The organism is Streptomyces millisiae, from assembly GCF_031845425.1.
GTDB classification, from domain to species: domain Bacteria; phylum Actinomycetota; class Actinomycetes; order Streptomycetales; family Streptomycetaceae; genus Streptomyces; species Streptomyces millisiae.
Genome location: NZ_JAVREM010000405.1, coordinates 1 through 398, shown reverse-complemented (window position 1 = coordinate 398; position 398 = coordinate 1). Strand labels below are relative to the sequence as shown.

At 70.6% G+C, this 398-nt stretch carries 2 protein-coding genes; both read left to right on the top strand.

Annotated elements, in window-relative coordinates; genetic code table 11:
• The first annotated feature begins 10 nt into the window (after positions 1-10).
• A complete protein-coding gene (locus RNC47_RS37745) occupies positions 11-160 on the top strand; it encodes a HypC/HybG/HupF family hydrogenase formation chaperone (RefSeq protein WP_394814970.1) in 150 nt (49 codons plus the stop codon).
• Positions 157-398, top strand: a 242-nt coding sequence (locus RNC47_RS37295) for an acylphosphatase (protein ID WP_311605320.1), incomplete at its 3' end; no start/stop codon positions are given. The genes RNC47_RS37745 and RNC47_RS37295, both read left to right, overlap by 4 nt.

Sequence of the window (398 nt, the reverse complement as noted above, 5' to 3'; positions counted from 1 at the left end):
CAATATCGGCATGCTGCCCGACGAGACCTTCTCCCCCGGCGACTGGGTGATCATCCACATGGGCTTCGCGGTGGAGAAGACCGACCACGCCGGCGCCGAGGCAGCGATGCGGGGCCTGGAGCTGCTGGGGCGCGGCCGCACCACCGAGGTGCCACCATGACCGCGCGGCGCCGGCTGCGGATCGGCGTACACGGAGTCGTCCAGGGCGTGGGCTTCCGGCCGTTCGTCTACACCACGGCGGCCGCGCTCGGGCTGACCGGCTGTGTCCGCAACGACAGTTCCGGCGCCGTCATCGAGATCGAAGGTGCCCCCGGCGATCTCGAGGCGTTCCTGCACCGGCTGCGTACCGACCCACCTGTCCTGGCGGTGATCGAGTCGACAGAGACCCGGCCGATGCC